The sequence below is a fragment of the Pseudomonas sp. S32 genome, assembly GCF_016648095.1.
GTDB classification, from domain to species: Bacteria; Pseudomonadota; Gammaproteobacteria; order Pseudomonadales; family Pseudomonadaceae; genus Aquipseudomonas; species Aquipseudomonas parafulva.
This window is the reverse complement of record NZ_JACVVF010000007.1, coordinates 104,722-121,825: the sequence shown is the minus strand read 5'-3', so window position 1 is coordinate 121,825 and position 17,104 is coordinate 104,722. Positions and strand designations below refer to the sequence as shown.

The window sequence follows — 17,104 nt, the reverse complement described above, 5'->3', positions numbered from 1 at the left end:
GAGGCCGTAGCTATTTGAGTACCTTCTTGAAGAACGCCTGCATGTCGGCCCACGAGCGCTCGTCCGCTTCCTTGTTATAGCCGATGTCCGGGCCACCATGCCCGCCATGGCTCAGCCTGTCTGCGTCCGGGTTGGTGAACCCGTGCTTGGCGCCTTCAAGGGTGACGAACGTGTAGTCCACCTTCGCCGCGTCCATTTCGGCCTTGAACGCGTCTACCTGCTGCGGGGTGACCATGCTGTCTGCGCCACCGTGCTCTACCAGGATCGCGGCCCGCACCACGCCTGGCTTGGCCGGTGTGTCGGTGACCAGCGCACCATGGAAGCTCACCACGCCGTCGAGCTTCTCGCCGCGGCGTGCGGCGTCCAGCACTACCTTGCCGCCGAAGCAGTAACCAACGGCGCCCAGTTCGTGTTTGTTGGTGTTGGGCTGCATCTTGAGCAGCTCGAGGCCGGCATCGAAACGCCCTGCGGCTGCGGCAGGGTCCTTCATGGCTTCGGCCATGAAGGCCTGGGCGTCCTGAGGGTGTTCGGTGTGTTTGCCATCGCCATACATGTCGATGGCCAGCGCGTTGTAGCCCAGCGCTGCCAGGTCGCGGGCACGGCGCTTGGCGTAGTCGTTCAGCCCCCACCACTCGTGCACCACGACAATGCCGGGGCGCTTGCCAGTGACGGCGTCATCGTAGGCGTAGTAGCCAACCAGCCGATCGCCATTGGCATCCTGGTAGGGGATTTCGCGGGTTTGGACCGCCGCTTGGGCGAGGGCGGCGCTGCACATCAGGGTCAGGGCCAGCAGGGCACGCATGGGTAGTACTCCTTGTTCGCATTCGGTTCGTTCAGCCAGGGTTCAGCGTGGGTTCAGTCGCGGTTCAGTGTGCCTTGCTTACTCTAGCTTCCACACCAAAGCAGCGCACTCAAACAGGAGCTACTTGCCATGAAAACCTTCAATTCCCTGCTTGCCGCCATGGCCGTCTGCGCCGCTGGCATGACCAGCGCCCAGGCCGCTGATGACACCTTCGCCAGCCTGACCTACGGCCAGACCAGCGACAAGGTTCGTAAGTCGGGCCTGCTGCAACGCAACACCGACAACCTCAATGCCGACGGCATCATCGGCAAGGACGATACCTGGGGTGTGCGTCTGGGCCAGATCAACGACCAAGGCCGCTACTACATGACCTACGACAGCGTTTCCGGTGACCACAGCGGCTTCAAGCTGCGCCAGCAGAACCTGCTGGGCAGTTACGATGCCTTCCTGCCAATCGGCGATACCACCAAGCTGTTTGGCGGTGGCAGCGTGGGCATCACCAAGCTGACCCAGAATTCGCCAGGTGCCAGCCGTGACAGCGACTACGGTTATGCCTACGGCCTGCAGGCGGGCGTGATCCAGGAGCTGACCGACAAGGCTTCGGTCGAGCTGGGCTACCGCTACCTGCGCAGCAATGCATCCACCGAGTACAGCGCCCACGGTGCACCCAAGTCCGGTGTGCTGCGCCTGACCAGCAGCGCACAAACGTATCTGGCGGCTTCCTACAAGTTCTGAGACCCAAGCCGCGTTATCCTGTACAGGCCCAATCGCTGTCACCTCAGCGATTGGGCCTGTACAGGCAAAGCCATAAGGAGCTGCACATGAAACTGCTGGTGGTCGAGGACGAAGCGCTGCTTCGCCATCACCTCAACACCCGCCTGGGCGAAAGCGGCCACGTGGTCGAAGCGGTTGCCAATGCCGAAGAGGCGTTGTACCAGGCCGAGCAGTACCATTTTGACCTGGCCATCATTGACCTGGGGCTCCCCGGTATCAGCGGGCTGGAGCTCATTTCGCGCTTGCGCAGCCAAGGCAAGGTTTTCCCCATCCTCATCCTCACCGCCCGTGGCAACTGGCAGGACAAGGTGGAGGGCCTGGCCGCTGGCGCCGACGACTACCTGGTCAAGCCGTTCCAGTTCGAGGAACTGGAGGCCAGGCTGAATGCATTGTTGCGCCGTTCCAGCGGGTTCACCCAGTCGACCATCGCTGCCGGGCCGCTGGTGTTGGACCTCAACCGCAAGCAGGCGGCCCTGGGTGAGCAACCGCTGGCGTTGACCGCCTACGAATACCGCATCCTCGAGTACCTCATGCGCCATCACCAGCAAGTGGTGGCCAAGGACCGCCTGATGGAGCAGTTGTACCCAGGTGACGAGGAGCGTGACCCCAATGTCATCGAAGTGCTGATCGGCCGCCTGCGGCGCAAGCTCGAAGGCGAGCAGGGCTTCAAACCCATCGACACCGTACGCGGGCTGGGCTACCTGTTCACCGAGCGCTGCCGGTGATCCGCTCCCTCCGGGTACGCCTGATGCTGGCCGCCACACTGCTGGCGCTGCTGTTCATGCTGGCGCTGCTCCCGGCCTTGCAGAAGGCGTTCAGCCTGGCGCTCGAGGAGTCCATCGAACAGCGCCTGGCCTCGGACATCACCACCCTCATTTCTGCCGCCCGCATCGAGCACGGCCAGCTGCAGATGCCTGAGCTGCTGCCCGACGAACGCTACAACCTGCCGTACACCGGGCTGCTGGGTTACATCTTCGACCGCCAGGGCAAGCTGGTCTGGCAGTCCCGCGCCACGGCGGCGCAAAACGTCAACTACACCCCCCGCTACGATGGCCGCGGTAACGAGTTCGCCCGTATCCGCCAGGCCTCTGGCGAGGAATTCTTTGTCTACGACGTCGAGGTCAAACTGCTGGGCGGCCAGAGCGCGGCCTACAGCATCGTTGCCCTGCAGCCGGTGCGTGAGTATCAACACACCCTCGATGGCCTGCGGGAAAAACTCTACTTCGGTTTCGGCGCTGCCCTGCTGGCGCTGCTAGTGCTGCTATGGGCCGGCCTGACTTGGGGCCTGCGCTCGTTGCGGCGCCTCAGCCACGAACTGGACGACCTGGAGTCTGGCGCGCGGGAAGGCCTGAGCGGCGATCACCCAAGGGAGCTGCTGCGCCTCACCGGCTCATTGAACCGTCTGCTGCGCAGCGAGCGTGAACAGCGCCAACGCTACAGGCACTCGCTGGACGACCTGGCTCATAGCCTGAAAACACCCCTTGCGGTGTTGCAAGGGGTAGGCGAGAGCTTGCAGCAGCGCAGCGGTGAGCGTGAGCAGTCGCGTATCCTGCAAAGCCAGATTGAGCGCATGAGCCAGCAGATCGACTACCAGTTGCAACGTGCCAGCCTGCGCAAAAGTGGCCTGGTGCGGCACAGCGTAGTGTTGCGGCCACTGCTCGACAGCCTGTGCAGCACCTTGGCCAAAGTCTACCGGGACAAAAACGTGGACGTGACGCTGGACGTGCCGGAACAGGCCTGTGTGCCGATGGAGCAAGGGGCCCTGCTGGAACTGCTGGGCAACCTGCTGGAGAACGCGTATCGCCTCAGCCTGGGCCGGGTGAACGTCAGTTGGGCCAAGGTGCCAGGCCAGCTTACGCTGTGCATCGAAGATGACGGGCCCGGTGTGCCTGCCGATCAGCGCCAGCGCATTCTGGAGCGCGGGGAGCGGCTGGACAGCCAGCACCCGGGGCAGGGCATTGGCCTGGCAGTGGTCAAGGACATCGTCGACAGCTACGACGCCCGGCTCAGTTTGGGTGATTCGGTACTGGGCGGCGCCGCCTTTAGAATCACCTTCAATTTGGAATAGGCCTTTACCACCCGGCGCAAGGCGGATTTCCGCCATCGCCGGTGTACAAATTCCGCCAGCGGGCGGAAACCCGCCATATCCTCTGCAGTGTCGCCCCGTCGTTGGGCACGAAATGCCCGTAAATACTGCCATTGCACCTATCGTGGGCATTTTGGCACCACCTTTGCTATCGATATCGGCAGAGGCCTGCCAAGGCAGCTCGAACACAACGACAAATCCCTCCATGTGCAGGAGGGTTAGCGATTCAGGCGCCGCACCACCCTGGGAAGGGTGAACCGGCGCACTCGAGGAAATTTAGCCATGACGACACGTCAGCCGCTGTACAAATCCCTGTATGTCCAGGTGTTGGTCGCCATCACCATCGGCATTCTGCTCGGCCACTTCTACCCAGAAACAGGCGTCGCCCTCAAACCGCTGGGTGATGGCTTCGTCAAACTGATCAAGATGGTCATCGCCCCGATCATCTTCTGCACCGTGGTCAGCGGCATCGCCGGCATGCAGAGCATGAAGTCGGTCGGCAAGACCGGCGGCTACGCGCTGCTGTATTTCGAAATCGTCTCTACCGTCGCCCTGCTCATCGGCCTCGTCGTCGTCAACGTGGTCAAGCCAGGCGCTGGCATGCACATCGACGTCAGCACCCTGAACGCCAGCAGTGTGGCCGCCTATGCCGCCGCCGGCGCGCAGCAGACCACCGTCGGCTTCCTGCTCAACGTCATTCCCAACACCGTGGTCGGCGCCTTCGCCAACGGCGATATCCTGCAGGTGCTGATGTTCTCGGTGCTGTTCGGCTTCGCCCTGCACCGCCTGGGCAGCTATGGCAAGCCGCTGCTGGACATGATCGACCGTTTCGCCCATGTCATGTTCAACATCATCAACATGATCATGAAGCTGGCCCCGATCGGCGCCATGGGCGCCATGGCGTTCACCATCGGCCAGTACGGCGTGGGTTCGCTGGTGCAACTGGGCTACCTGATGGCGTGCTTCTACGTCACCTGCCTGCTGTTCGTGCTGGTGGTACTGGGCGGCATCTGCCGCGCCCATGGTTTCAGCGTCCTCAAGCTGATCCGCTACATCCGTGAAGAACTGCTGATCGTGCTGGGTACTTCCTCGTCGGAATCGGCCCTGCCGCGCATGCTGGCCAAGATGGAGCGCCTGGGTGCGAAGAAATCGGTGGTTGGCCTGGTAATCCCCACCGGCTATTCCTTCAACCTGGACGGCACCTCGATCTACCTGACCATGGCGGCCGTGTTCATTGCCCAGGCCACCGACACCCCGATGGACATCACCCACCAGATCACCCTGCTGCTGGTGCTGCTGGTCGCATCCAAGGGTGCTGCTGGCGTGACCGGTTCGGGCTTCATCGTGCTGGCGGCTACGCTGTCCGCCGTTGGCCACCTGCCGGTTGCCGGCCTGGCCCTGATCCTCGGCATCGACCGCTTCATGTCCGAAGCGCGTGCACTGACCAACCTGGTCGGCAACGCCGTGGCCACCGTGGTGGTTGCCAAGTGGGTCAAGGAAATGGACAACGACAAGCTGGCTTCGGAGCTGGCCTCCGGTGGCGGCCCGCTGATCGATACCCGTCCTACCGACGACCTGGGTGTCGCTGAAGGCCCTGCTCGCTGATCTCGGGCTAGCGAAACGAAAAAGGCGACTGTGAAGTCGCCTTTTTCATGCCTGCGTATTTACCCTCGGTGTGCGCTTGCAGGTTGGCCCGAATCAGGCCAGCACCACCTCCAGCACCCGAATAACCTGCGCTTGCGGGTAATGCCAGCGCACCTGCACGTCCCAGAACCTCACCCCGTATACCCGCTCCGGCGTGGGCACCTGGTAGGCAGGCCGTGGGTCTTGGGCCAGGCATTGCTCGATGAGGTCTACCACGGGTTGCCCCAGGCGCAGGGTATGCTCGCGAGCTTGCGCCAAGGCTGCGTCGCCCCACTGCACGGCAATCGCTACAGGTGGCTGGCTGGCCATCTGGTTACGGGCATCGGCGACGGTGTCGGCGTAGGGCACATAGGGTTTGATGTCCAGCACCGGGGTACCATCGAGCAGGTCGATGCCCGACAGCAGCAAACGCCCGGGCTCCACACCCTCCAGGCGGACCACCGACTGGCCGATACCGTTGGGCCGGTGGGTGGCACGGGTGGCAAACACCCCCATGCTCTTGTTGCCGCCCAGGCGCGGGGGCCGCACTTTCAGCCGCGGCTTTTCTTCAAGGGCCTGGTGGAACAGAAACAGCAACCAGACGTGGCTGACCTGTTCCAGGCCGTCTACAGCATCACCCTGATCGAACGGCGGCAGCAGCTCCAGCACCCCCCGTGCAGCCGGTGCCAACTGCGGCTGGCGCGGTATGGCGAACTTTTCCTTGAAGCAGGAGCGCACGATGCCGACCGGGCTTACCGTATGCTGCATGGTCATTCAGCCGCGCACGCGCTGGGTAAGGCCCTTGAGGAAGTTGCGCAGCAACTGGTCGCCGCAGGCACGGTAGTTCTCGTGGCCAACCTTGCGGAACAGCGCGCTCAGCTCGGGTTTGCTGACGGGGAAGTCCACTGACTTGAGGATGGCGTGCAGGTCGTCTTCCTTGAGCTCGAAGGCTACCCGCAGTTTCTTGAGGATGAGGTTGTTGGTAACCGGCAGCTCGATTGGCTGCGCTGGCCGGCTGTCATCCTTACCGCGGCGGTAGATGACCAGGCCGTCCAGAAAGTGCGCCATTACCCGTTCAGGGCAACGCACGAAGCCTTCTTCTTCCTCTTTTTTCACGTAGGTCGCCAGCACCAGGGGATGCACGTCGAGGCCGGATAGCCCGATGATTTCGGCCATTTTGGCGTCGTTCACCTTGAGCATGTAGCGCAGGCTGCGCAGGACGTCGTTGTGGTTCATTGCTGCAGAATCCTGTTCAGGTGCCGCGCACCAGCGCGGCGTGTTGCTTAGAAGCGTTCGGTTGCCGCCACGTAGCGCCATTGGCCAAGCGGCAGCTTGCCCATGGACACACCCCCCAGGCGGATGCGGCGCATGCCCAGCAGCTCAAGGCGCAGATAGGCGCACAGCTCGGAGATTTGCCCAGGTTGAGGGTTTTTCAGCACCAGGCGCAGATGGGTTTCGTTCTGCCAGCTGGCCTTGGCCTTGGGCAATTCACGGTCATTACGCATAACACCCCGCGCCAGGCGTTCCAATGCCTGCGGGCTGGCTTCGCCGCGCACCTGGACGACGAATTCCTGCTCCAGACGGCGCAGGTCGGCATTGACCTTACGGGTCACCCGCCAATCCTGGGTGAACACCTGCAAGCCGCTGGCACCGGGTTCAAGCGGCGCTACGCAGGCCTGGCGGGCAAAATGGCCGTGCAGGGCGCGCACGCCTTCACGGTGGGCCTCGCTCAGGCTATCCATGCCCATGCTTACGCGGGCGCTCTCGGTATCCTGGCCGGCAGGCTGGTTCAGCAGCAGGGTAACCGGCTCCAGTGTTTCGGCGCGGGCGCCAGGCAGGAGGGCGACGCTTTGCTGTTCAACCTTGAACTGCGGTTGCTCGACCACCACACCGTCGACCGTCACCCAGCCCCCCTCTATATACAGCTCGGCCTCGCGACGAGAACAGCCAAGCTGCTCGACAAGGCGTTTGGACAGGCGGGTGGGTTCGGACATGACGGCGGTTCGCAAAGGCAAAAAGAGCCTGCATTGTACCTTCCCGCGCGGTTGAGGGGCGGGAATCTGTGGCAATCACACCGTTTTGCGCAAACGCATGTGCAGCAACGGGTAGGGCTGGCCCAGGCCATCGGTTGGCGAGCGGCCGGTCACTTCGAACCCTTCGTGCAGGTAGAAGCCCAAAGCCTTGGGGTTCTGCTCGTTGACGTCCAGCGTCTGGGCATTCAGCACGCTGACGGCGTGACGCAGCAACCGCTTGCCCACCCCGTGACCATGCCAGGCAGGGGCCACGAACAGCATGTCCACGCGGCCTTGGGCCACCCCGATAAAACCCTGGATACTGCCGTTTGGCGCCCGGCAGCACACCAGCATCACGGCGTCCAGGTACTGGCGCAAGATCTTGTCGCGCAGCAGCAGGATGTAGCCCTCGGGCATGAAGTCGTGAGTTGCGCGCACCGCATCTTCCCAAACCTGCACCAGCTCCGGGTAATCGCTGAGATGTGGCGTCTCCAGGGTTGGGAGCTGGCTCATGGTCAGATCGGCTCGGCCCACATGTCGTACTCATCGGCATCTACCACCCGGCAGCGCACCTTGTCGCCCGGCTTGAAGCCATGGTCGCCATCAATGAACACGCTGCCGTCGATTTCGGGTGCATCGAAGAAGCTGCGGCCAACCGAGCCTTGCTCTTCCACTTCATCGATCAGCACGTCGATTTCCTTGCCGATACGCAGTTGCAGGCGGGCAGTACTGATGGCTTGCTGATGAGCCATGAAGCGGTCCCAACGGTCCTGCTTGATGTCATCCGGCACCTCGGCAAGGCCCAGGTCGTTGGCAGGCGCGCCTTCCACCGGCGAATACTGGAAGCAGCCCACGCGGTCGAGCTGGGCTTCGGTCAACCAATCCAGCAGGTACTGGAAGTCTTCTTCGGTTTCGCCCGGGAAACCGACGATGAACGTGGAACGGATCACCAGCTCCGGGCACTGCTCGCGCCATTGCTTGATGCGGGCGAGGGTGCGGTCCTCGAACGCCGGGCGCTTCATCGCCTTGAGCACCTTGGGGCTGGCATGCTGGAACGGGATGTCCAGGTACGGCAGGATCTTGCCGGCCGCCATCAGCGGGATCACATCGTCAACGTTCGGGTACGGGTACACGTAATGCAGGCGAACCCAGGCACCCAGGCTGCTCAGTGCCTCGCACAGTTCGAGCATGCGGGTCTTGACCGGGCGGCCGTTCCAGAAGTCGGTCTTGTACTTGACGTCCACGCCGTAGGCGCTGGTGTCCTGGGAAATCACCAGGATCTCCCTCACACCGGCCTTTACCAGGCGCTCGGCCTCGCTCAGCACCTCACCCACCGGGCGGCTGACCAGCTTGCCGCGCATGGACGGGATGATGCAGAAGCTGCAGCTGTGGTTGCAGCCCTCGGAAATCTTGAGGTAAGCGTAGTGGCGCGGCGTGAGCTTCACGCCCTGTGGCGGCACCAGGTCGATCAGCGGGTTGTGATCCTGGCGCGGCGGCACCACTTCGTGCACGGCATTGACCACCTGCTCGTACTGCTGCGGGCCGGTCACCGATAGCACGCTTGGGTGCACGTCACGGATACTGCCTTCCTCGACACCCATGCAGCCGGTGACGATGACCTTGCCGTTTTCCTTGATCGCTTCGCCAATCACTTCCAGCGACTCGGCCTTGGCGCTGTCGATGAAGCCGCAGGTGTTGACCACCACCACGTCGGCATCTTCATAAGTGGGCACGACTTCGTAGCCTTCCATGCGCAGCTGCGTCAGGATGCGCTCGGAATCGACCAGGGCTTTGGGGCAACCCAGGCTTACGAAACCTACCTTGGGGGTGGCGGGCGTGGTGGACATGACTAACCTCGGTATTGAATGCAGGTCGCCCGGCCGGAATCGGGGGCGAGCTTGACGGGCGCTTTCGGCGCCTCTGATCAAAAAGTGCGCAATTCTAGCGAGCACAAGGTCGCTTGACCAGCAGAAATACGACGAACGCTGCGCTATGCTTCGCGCCGTTGCGTCAGGCCGCTGCGGGTGGCCTGCGTGGAAGTGAACAACAAGGGCCTTGAAGGCCGTCTGCGGGAGTGGTCGATGGTTCAGGCAAGCAGTCACGCCGAGGGCGGGCACCCAGGTAAGCAGGGCGCGACACGGTCGCTGGGCCTGCTGGTGGCGGCGGTCGGGGTGGTTTATGGCGATATCGGCACCAGCCCGTTGTATACCCTCAAGGAAGTCTTTACCGGCGGCTATGGGGTGCCGGTCAACCATGAAGGTGTGTTGGGGATCCTGTCGTTGATCCTCTGGTCGCTGTTATGGGTGGTGTCGTTCAAGTACGTGATGTTCATCCTGCGCGCAGACAACCAGGGCGAGGGCGGCACCATGGCGCTGACTGCACTGGCGCGGCGGGCCACGGCGGCCTACCCGCGGTTGCGCACGCTGATGGTGATATGCGGGCTGATCGGCGCGTCGCTGTTCTACGGCGACAGCATGATCACCCCGGCCGTGTCGGTGCTGTCTGCGGTAGAGGGCATGGGCCTGGCGTTCGATGGCATCGACCACTGGGTGGTGCCCATTTCGCTGGTGGTGCTGGTGGCGCTGTTTCTGGTGCAAAAACACGGTACCGAGAAAATCGGCAAGCTCTTCGGCCCGGTGATGGTCACCTGGTTCCTGGTGCTGGCTGCCCTTGGCGTGCACGGCATTCTGCAAACACCCGAAGTGCTCAAGGCTTTCAACCCGGGCTGGGCGGTGAACTTCTTCGTCGTCCACCCAGGCATGGGCGTGGCCATTCTGGGGGCTGTGGTGCTGGCCCTGACCGGTGCCGAGGCGCTGTATGCCGACATGGGCCACTTCGGTCGCAAGCCCATCGCCCGGGCCTGGTTCGCCTTGGTGCTGCCTGCGCTGGTGCTCAATTATTTCGGCCAGGGTGCGATGCTGCTGCAGAACCCGGAGGCAGCGCGTAACCCGTTCTACCTGCTGGCGCCGGGCTGGGCCCTGCTGCCGCTGGTCGGCCTGTCGACGCTGGCCACCGTCATCGCCTCCCAGGCGGTGATCTCGGGGGCGTTCTCCCTCACCCGCCAGGCCATCCAGCTGGGTTACATTCCGCGCATGCATATTCAACACACCTCCAGTGACGAGCAGGGGCAGATCTACATTGCCGCCGTGAACTGGACGTTGATGGTAGGGGTGGTGCTGCTGGTGATCGGCTTCGAGTCATCAGGGGCACTGGCGGCGGCTTACGGGGTGGCTGTGACCGGGACCATGCTGATGACCACCATCCTGGTGTCTGCGGTGATGCTGTTGCTGTGGAAGTGGCCGCCGATGCTGGCCGTGCCGATCCTGGTGGGGTTCCTGCTGGTCGACGGGCTGTTCTTTGCTGCCAACGTGCCGAAGATCGTACAGGGCGGTGCCTTCCCGGTATTGGCCGGTGGCGTGCTGTTCCTGCTGATGAGTACCTGGAAGCGCGGCAAGCAGATCTTGGTGGAGCGCATAGACGAAGGCGCGCTGCCGCTGCCGCTGTTCATCAGCAGCATCCGCATCCAGCCGCCACACCGGGTGGAGGGCACTGCGGTGTTTCTCACGGCCCGGTCCGACGCGGTGCCCCATGCGCTGTTGCACAACATGTTGCACAACCAGGTGCTGCACAGCCAGGTGGTGCTGCTGACCGTGCTCAGCGAGGACCGGCCGCGGGTGCCGGAGCAGGAGCGTTTCGAAGTGGAGGCCTACGGCGACGGTTTCTTCAGGGTGGTGCTGCACTTTGGCTTCATGGACGAGCCTGACGTGCCGGCAGCGTTGAAGCTGTGCCACCTGGACGACCTGGACTTCACGCCCATGCGCACCACGTATTTCCTCAGCCGCGAGACGGTCATCGCCTCCAGGCTGGAGGGCATGTCGCGCTGGCGGGGCAACCTGTTCGCGTTCCTGCTGAAGAACGCCAACGGCAACCTCAGGTTCTTCAACCTGCCGCTCAACCGAGTAATCGAGTTAGGAACGCAGGTAGAGATTTGAGTGACTAGGCAGGGGGGGCCTGAAGGCCCCCCCTTTTCCTCAGTTCTGCTCCGCCACACTCGACTTGCCTTGGCGCGTCTCTATCTCGTCGATCAGGCGCTTGGCCAGTGCCGGGTAGTTTTCGTCAAAGTGGTGGCCGCCCGGCAGCTTCAAACGCTCGCCCACGGCCGTCTTGTCGGTACAACCGCTTTCGTCGGTTTCTTCCACCCCGTACACGCACACCACCTTGGCCGCTGGCAGTTTTGCCATTTCCGGGCCTGTAGGCGCTTCCTGGCCTTCCTTGCCCAACCAGCCTTCAACTTCGATCTCAAAGCTGCCACTGCGAGCGAAGGCCAAAAGCACAACGGCATCGATGCGTTGCTGGTCCTCGGCCGGCAGGCGGTTATAGATGGCCGGCAGTACGTCTGCACCAAATGAATAACCGGTCAGCACGAAGCGCTTGGTGCCCCACTTCTGGCGGTAGTGATGCATCAGCTCTGACAGGTCGGCTGCGCTCTGTTCCGGCGTCTTGTGCTGCCAGTAGTAGCGCAGAGTGTCGATGCCCACCACCGGGTAACCGAGCTTGGCCATTTCCCCGGCCACATCACGGTCAAGGTCGCGCCAGCCGCCGTCACCGGAAAGGAACAGGGTCACGGTGTCGGTCGTCTGCCCGGCAGGTACTTCAACCACCGGTATGGCCAGGGCGTTGCCGTCCTGGCCAACCAGCGCCTGGGTCAGCTGCGCCTTGAGCACTTGTGGCAAATGAATGTCGTAGTCGCTGATGCTGGTTTCGGCGTTGGCCTGGTCGCGGACGAAGGCGGCGCTGGCATCATCGGGGTTGTCGTTCCAGGCCACGTTCCAGTGGCCGTGGGGGGCGGATTTAGGCAGCGGGGCCTGGCACCCGGGTTGCTCCAGCGTGAAACCCACGGAAATAGCCCGGGCCTTGTCGTTGCCTTGGCTGGCCAGCCAGCGCCAGGCCTGTGCGGCACCTGGCCCGATACCGGCCACCAACGTGGGTGGCTGCGGCAACTGGGCCAGCGCCTGGTCCATCGCTTGCTGCTGCTTGCTGCAATCGGCGGCGGGCAAGGTCACCTGCACCAGTTGCGCATCTGCGGCCTGGGCCAGGTCCAGCAGTTGCTTGTGGGTCAGGGCCTGGTCTTCAGGCACACCGATGGCGACCCGGGCGGTGGCGCGCACCCCGGGGGTAACACGGGTGATGCTGGTGCCATCAATGGTCAGTTGTTCAAGCCGGGCCTCAGGTGCTGGGCGCGTCCATAGCCAGAACGCCAACCCGGCGCCAAGGGCGGCCAGCAGCAAGGGAACCAGCAGGTACAGCCAAAAGCGTCGGGTCATCAGCGTTTCACCAATCCAGTCAAGCCGCCGGCAATCAGGGCAGCAGTGTCGGCCAGTGCCACCAGGGGGTCGAGCCCGGCTGGCACAGCCATGTAACGGGGTTCCCAGTCCGGTTGGAACTTGTCCTTGAAACGGCGCAGCCCCTGGAAGTTGTAAAGCTGCTCGCCACGGCGGAACACCATCGAACCCAGGCGCTGGGTAAGGGGCGCGCCACGGCGCGGCTGCAGGCCGGAAAGCGGCACCATGCCGAGGCTGAAGCGGCCGTAGTCATGGCTTTTGTAATGCAGGATCAGGCCGATCATCATGAATTCCATGGTCAGCTTCGGCGCCTCTGGGTGGGCGCGCATCAGGTCCAGGCTCGCCAGTTCGTTGCTGTGGGTTTCCAGCAGGTTGGCAAACGCCACCGGCCGGCCCTGGAAGCGAATCAGGGCGATGCGGAAGTGCTGCAGGTACTCCGGGCTGAAACGCCCCAGCGAGAAGCCTTTCTCGCGCACGTTCTTGCCGGTCAGCCAGGCATCCGAAATTTCCTTCAGCTCGGCCAGCGGGGCTTGGCCGTGCTCGTGAATTTCCAGGGTCAGGCCATCGCGACCGCCACGGTTCCAGGTGTAGCGCAGGTCCTTCATCTCCTTGCCTTTAGCTTCGAGATCAAAGCGGCGCAGGTCGACCCGGGCTTCCTCGCCCAGCTTCAACGCGGTCAGGCCAATGTCCATGTAGAACGGCAGGTTCTCGGCGCGCACCTGGTAGAACACCGGCCGGGCATGGTGCAGGTCGCACAGGTCACGGAACTGCCAGATCATTTCAGCACGTTCCTGGGCAGGGCCAATGGGGTCGTACAGCGCCACCAGGCTGCGACCACGGCGTGCGTACATCAGAAACGCGTTGTCGCGGGGGTGGAACAGCAGGGCCTTGTCGCCGGTCAGGGCCAGGCCCCCGTCGGGTTGGTCCGACGCCAGCAGTATGCGGTTGGCGCGCTGCAGCTCCGCTTCATCAGGCTGATGAATGACCGGTGGCGCCGTACGCAGCAGCCAGGTCAGCGCCAACGCGGCCAGCAGCAAGGCACTGCCCATGGCCGCACGCAGACCGCGTGGGGCATCGGCGTCCAACGTGAACTGCCACCACAGTTGGTGGCTGTACGGCACGTCCTGGTAAGCAAACAGCAGCAGCCATACCGAAGCACCGACCGCGCAGGCACTGGCGACCAGATACACCGGCGAGAACGGCAGTTCCAGCAGGCGGCTTGGGCGGTAGAACGAGCGGCGGAACAAGGCGAGCAGGGCAGCGGTGAATGTCAGCAGGGACGCTTCTTCCCAGTCGAAGCCCTTGAGCAGCGACAGCAACGAGCCCACCAGCAGCAGTACCGTGGTCAACAACCAGGCAGCCGACAGGCGCCGGCGCAGGCCCTGGGCCAGCAGCAGGCACAGTACGCCAATCAGGCTGGCGCCAAAGTGCGATGCGTCGATCAGCCGGTGAGGGATCAGGAAACCCATGTGCTCAAGGCGCGAGTCAATCTCGGGTGTAGCGCCGGAGAACAGCAACACCACGCCGGAGATGAACACCATGATCGCCAGGATCGGCGCAGCCAACCCCGACGCAGCCTTCATTGCCTGCTGGGCGAACAGCAGGCGCTTGGCTTCATTGGCCAGCAGCAGTACGCACGCTACCAGCAACGGCAGCACCACATAGATCAGCCGATACAGCAGCAAGGCCGCTGCCAGCGGAGCGGCACCCAGCTGGTTGGCAAAGGCGGCCAGCAGGATCGCTTCGAATACCCCGACACCTCCCGGTACGTGGCTGAGCACGCCGGCTGCCAGGGCCAGCAGGTAGACCAGGACGAACGCGCCGAAAGGTGGTGCCTCTGGCAGTAGCAGGTACAGCACAGTAGCCGCAGCGGCGACATCCAGCGCAGTGATCAGCAACTGCAGGCCTGCCAGGCGGGCACCTGGTAGGCGCAGGGTGCGGCGGCCCAGTTGCACCAGCAGGTTGTCTGCCAGTGGTTGCTCCGCAAGGCGCCTGCGGTACAAGCCGGCCACCAGCAGTGCGCTGGCCACTAGCACCGCGATGGCGACACCCGCCAGCAGGGTGGGCGACAAACGCAGGGCAGTGGAGGCCGCTGGCAGGTTGCTCAAGGTGGCCAGGGCTGCCAGCGGTGGCAGTGCGCAGCCCAGTGAAAGGCTGGCGAATACCGTCATGCGCGCCACTTCACCCGCACCGAGCCCCTGGCGGGCATAGAGGCGATAACGCACCGAACCGCCCGAGAGCATCGAGAGGCCAATGGCATTACCAATCGCGAAGGCGCTGAAGCCGCCCAGCACCAGGCTGCTTGCCGGCAATTTCACCCCGGCGTAACGGCTGGCCGACCACTCGTAACCTAGCAGGATCACAAAGCCGACCACGGTCGCCAGCAAGGCGCCCAGCAACGCGTGCACCGGCACACTCAGCATGGCGTCGTGCAGGGCATAGATGTCCAGCTCGCTCAACAGGTGGCGGCAGGCGATCAGCGCCATGGTGAACAACAGCAGGGTCACCGCCAGGCCAATGGGCTGGCGGTAGCGGCTGATGCGTTCGAGCAAAGGCAGGCGCTGCGCTGCAGTTGGCAGTGCGGTTGCCAGTGGCCCTGCGGGTTCGGGGTTGTGCGAAGTCATGGGTTACCTCGTGCATCAGGCGCGAGGTGAAGAAGAGGTGCGGCCAAGTGAAAGTCCCTTTGGGAAAACGTATCCAATATTACTCCTGCCCAAGGCGCTTAACAGCCAGGCAGCGTTAAAGATAGTTCATTCTAAGGGCGGCGGGCCAAGCCTGTGGTTGGGCAGGCCCCGGCAAAACAAGGCGGGCGGGGTATACGAGTGGGCTAAAGCAACAAACCCCGCCTGTCGCTAAACAGGCGGGGTTTGTTCTGACGATATGGTTGCGGGAGCCGGATTTGAACCGACGACCTTCGGGTTATGAGCCCGACGAGCTACCAGGCTGCTCCATCCCGCGTCAGTGGGGCGAATTCTACAGTTTCCATGGAGGGTGTCAAGCGCTACTTGTTGATTCTTTTGATTTTTTTAGCCGCACTTTCTCAGGGCCAAAGAAAAAGGCCACTGCGTTAACAGTGGCCTTCTCTCGAATCTGGTTGCGGGAGCCGGATTTGAACCGACGACCTTCGGGTTATGAGCCCGACGAGCTACCAGGCTGCTCCATCCCGCGCCTGTGAGATCGAATTCTACGGATTTCCCTGGAGGTGTCAAGCTTTATTCTAAAAAAACCTTTCCCGTTCAAACTCTTAGCAGCCGTAAAGGGGGAGCGCCCCAGGCGTGGCGGGGTTTTCAGGCCGGTAATCGGGCAACCTTGGGCACAGGCTGTTTCACTCCAGGCCTCATGCGCTACTATCTGTATGAATTTACAGTGCTCACGGTCATCCATGTCTTTGCGCAAGATCATCCACGTCGACTGCGACTGCTTCTACGCAGCAATCGAGATGCGCGACGACCCGCGCCTGGCCGGTCGGCCGATGGCAGTGGGTGGCTCCGCCGAGCGGCGTGGGGTCATCGCCACCTGCAATTATGAGGCGCGTGCCTATGGTGTGCGCTCGGCCATGTCGTCCCGCCATGCCCTCAAGCTGTGCCCGGACCTGTTGATCGTGAAGCCGCGTTTCGAGGCCTACCGCGAAGCTTCGCGTGAAATCCACAGTATTTTCCGCGAGTACACCGACCTGATCGAGCCGTTGTCCCTTGATGAAGCCTATCTGGACGTCAGTGACAGCCAGTGGTACGCCGGCAGCGCCACGCGCATCGCTGAAGACATTCGCCGGCGTGTTGCCCGCACACTGCATATCACGGTTTCTGCGGGTGTGGCGCCCAACAAGTTCCTGGCCAAGATCGCCAGTGACTGGCGTAAGCCCAACGGGTTGTTCGTGATAACACCCGACGAGGTCGAGGCGTTCGTCGCCGCATTGCCGGTTGCCAGGCTGCATGGGGTGGGCAAGGTGACCGCAGAGAAGCTGACGCGCCTTGGCATCGAAACCTGCCTGCAACTGCGAGACTGGTCGCGCCTGGCGTTGGTGCGCGAATTCGGCAGTTTCGGCGAGCGCTTGTGGGGCTTGGCGCGAGGCATTGACGAGCGGGTTGTTCATAACGACAGCCGTCGCCAATCGGTCAGCGTGGAAAACACCTACGACACCGACCTGCCGGACCTGGCCAGTTGCCTGGCGCGCTTGCCGGAGCTGCTGGAAAGCCTGAATACACGCATCGAACGAATGGACGCCAGCTACCGACCGGACAAACCCTTCGTCAAGGTCAAGTTCCACGACTTCACCCAGACCACGCTGGAGCAGGCCGGGGCGGGCAGGGACCTGGACAGTTATCGTCAGTTATTGGGGCAGGCGTTCGCCAGGGGTGGCAAACCGGTGCGTTTGCTGGGGGTAGGGGTGAGGTTGCGTGACCTGCGCGGGGCGCATGAACAGATGGAGTTGTTCCCGCCGCAATAGCGCACCTGGCGACGGTGC

The 17,104-nt window shown here is 63.1% G+C and carries 14 protein-coding genes and 2 tRNA genes; 6 read left to right on the top strand and 10 right to left on the bottom strand.

Annotated elements, in window-relative coordinates:
* Positions 1 to 10: 10 nt before the first annotated feature.
* Positions 11 to 802: a dienelactone hydrolase family protein gene (locus IAE38_RS06160; protein ID WP_201216561.1), complete on the bottom strand. Its 792-nt coding sequence runs from the start codon at positions 800 to 802 to the stop codon at positions 11 to 13.
* 129 nt (positions 803 to 931) lie between these two features.
* Here IAE38_RS06160 and IAE38_RS06155 point away from each other — a divergent pair, with 129 nt between their 5' ends.
* The 4 genes from IAE38_RS06155 to IAE38_RS06140 all read left to right on the top strand — a co-directional run bounded on the left by IAE38_RS06155 (position 932) and on the right by IAE38_RS06140 (position 5,267).
* Positions 932 to 1,537, top strand: coding sequence for an outer membrane beta-barrel protein (locus IAE38_RS06155; protein WP_201216560.1), 606 nt, complete (start codon positions 932 to 934; stop codon positions 1,535 to 1,537).
* Between the two features lie 86 nt (positions 1,538 to 1,623).
* Positions 1,624 to 2,301, top strand: coding sequence for a response regulator (locus IAE38_RS06150; RefSeq protein WP_201164976.1), 678 nt, complete (start codon positions 1,624 to 1,626; stop codon positions 2,299 to 2,301).
* Positions 2,298 to 3,644 (top strand): ATP-binding protein, encoded by a 1,347-nt coding sequence (locus IAE38_RS06145; RefSeq protein WP_201216558.1) that lies wholly within the window; start codon positions 2,298 to 2,300, stop codon positions 3,642 to 3,644. The genes IAE38_RS06150 and IAE38_RS06145 overlap by 4 nt, the downstream gene beginning before the upstream one ends.
* 300 nt (positions 3,645 to 3,944) lie before the next feature.
* Positions 3,945 to 5,267 (top strand): dicarboxylate/amino acid:cation symporter, encoded by a 1,323-nt coding sequence (locus IAE38_RS06140; protein ID WP_028634580.1) that lies wholly within the window; start codon positions 3,945 to 3,947, stop codon positions 5,265 to 5,267.
* Positions 5,268 to 5,360: 93 nt separating this feature from the next.
* Here the strand turns inward: IAE38_RS06140 and tsaA are convergent, their stop codons facing one another.
* The 5 genes from tsaA to rimO all read right to left on the bottom strand — a co-directional run bounded on the left by tsaA (position 5,361) and on the right by rimO (position 9,144).
* Positions 5,361 to 6,053: a tRNA (N6-threonylcarbamoyladenosine(37)-N6)-methyltransferase TrmO gene (tsaA, locus tag IAE38_RS06135; protein WP_201216614.1), complete on the bottom strand. Its 693-nt coding sequence runs from the start codon at positions 6,051 to 6,053 to the stop codon at positions 5,361 to 5,363.
* A 6-nt stretch (positions 6,054 to 6,059) separates the two neighbouring features.
* Positions 6,060 to 6,521 carry a DUF1456 family protein gene (locus tag IAE38_RS06130; protein ID WP_201164973.1) on the bottom strand — a complete coding sequence of 154 codons (462 nt, stop codon included), beginning with the start codon at positions 6,519 to 6,521 and terminating at the stop codon, positions 6,060 to 6,062.
* Positions 6,522 to 6,568: 47 nt separating this feature from the next.
* Entirely contained in the window at positions 6,569 to 7,279 is a 711-nt protein-coding gene (locus IAE38_RS06125) for an rRNA pseudouridine synthase (protein WP_201216555.1), read from the bottom strand.
* Between the two features lie 75 nt (positions 7,280 to 7,354).
* On the bottom strand, positions 7,355 to 7,810 hold the full coding sequence (locus IAE38_RS06120; RefSeq protein ID WP_201216553.1) for a GNAT family N-acetyltransferase: 456 nt from the start codon (positions 7,808 to 7,810) through the stop codon (positions 7,355 to 7,357).
* A 2-nt stretch (positions 7,811 to 7,812) separates the two neighbouring features.
* Positions 7,813 to 9,144: a 30S ribosomal protein S12 methylthiotransferase RimO gene (rimO, locus tag IAE38_RS06115; RefSeq protein WP_201216551.1), complete on the bottom strand. Its 1,332-nt coding sequence runs from the start codon at positions 9,142 to 9,144 to the stop codon at positions 7,813 to 7,815.
* Positions 9,145 to 9,378: 234 nt separating this feature from the next.
* Between rimO and IAE38_RS06110 the strand changes: the two genes are divergently transcribed.
* Positions 9,379 to 11,289, top strand: a complete 1,911-nt coding sequence (locus IAE38_RS06110; protein ID WP_201216611.1) for a potassium transporter Kup — start codon at positions 9,379 to 9,381, stop codon at positions 11,287 to 11,289.
* 39 nt (positions 11,290 to 11,328) lie between these two features.
* Here the strand turns inward: IAE38_RS06110 and IAE38_RS06105 are convergent, their stop codons facing one another.
* From IAE38_RS06105 to IAE38_RS06090, 4 genes are all read right to left on the bottom strand, one after another.
* A complete protein-coding gene (locus tag IAE38_RS06105) occupies positions 11,329 to 12,621 on the bottom strand; it encodes a virulence factor family protein (protein ID WP_201216548.1) in 1,293 nt (430 codons plus the stop codon).
* On the bottom strand, positions 12,621 to 15,263 hold the full coding sequence (gene mprF, locus IAE38_RS06100; RefSeq protein WP_028634588.1) for a bifunctional lysylphosphatidylglycerol flippase/synthetase MprF: 2,643 nt from the start codon (positions 15,261 to 15,263) through the stop codon (positions 12,621 to 12,623). Before mprF ends, IAE38_RS06105 begins: the two co-directional genes overlap by 1 nt.
* A 257-nt stretch (positions 15,264 to 15,520) precedes the next feature.
* Positions 15,521 to 15,597, bottom strand: a tRNA-Met gene (locus IAE38_RS06095).
* Positions 15,598 to 15,730: 133 nt separating this feature from the next.
* A tRNA-Met gene (locus IAE38_RS06090) sits at positions 15,731 to 15,807 on the bottom strand.
* 220 nt (positions 15,808 to 16,027) lie between these two features.
* Here IAE38_RS06090 and dinB point away from each other — a divergent pair.
* A complete protein-coding gene (dinB, locus tag IAE38_RS06085) occupies positions 16,028 to 17,086 on the top strand; it encodes a DNA polymerase IV (RefSeq protein ID WP_201163725.1) in 1,059 nt (352 codons plus the stop codon).
* The last annotated feature ends 18 nt before the right edge of the window (positions 17,087 to 17,104 follow it).